Here is a 309-nt window from a genome sequence, read left to right as displayed (position 1 = left end):
AGTCCTGTTTTTTTATAAATTGCCAGGTGTATTGCAGTGATATCGCTGTAACCAATAAATATCTTTGGATTTTTCTCAATCATTTCGTAATCCAGCAATGGCAGGATCCTTGCGGCACCAGATCCGCCTCTAAGACAAATTATGGCGTCAACATCGGGATCTCTCCACATCTCGTTGAATTCCGCAGCACGTTGTTCGTCGGTTCCTGCCAGGTGACCGTGACGGGTTCGCACATGTTCTCCCAGTTTCACCTTAAGACCCATGGCTTCCATAGACTCCACCGCAATCTCGTAAGGTTCGGATTCATAG

The 309-nt window shown here is 46.6% G+C and carries 1 protein-coding gene; it reads right to left on the bottom strand.

The window, feature by feature from the left end:
• On the bottom strand, positions 1-309 hold a 309-nt coding region (locus HC175_RS22540), incomplete at both ends, for a S66 peptidase family protein (RefSeq protein WP_168140039.1).

It is taken from the genome of Salinimicrobium oceani (assembly GCF_012037645.1).
The sequence above is the reverse complement of the archived record's forward strand: the minus strand, read 5'-3'. Positions and strand labels throughout refer to the sequence as shown.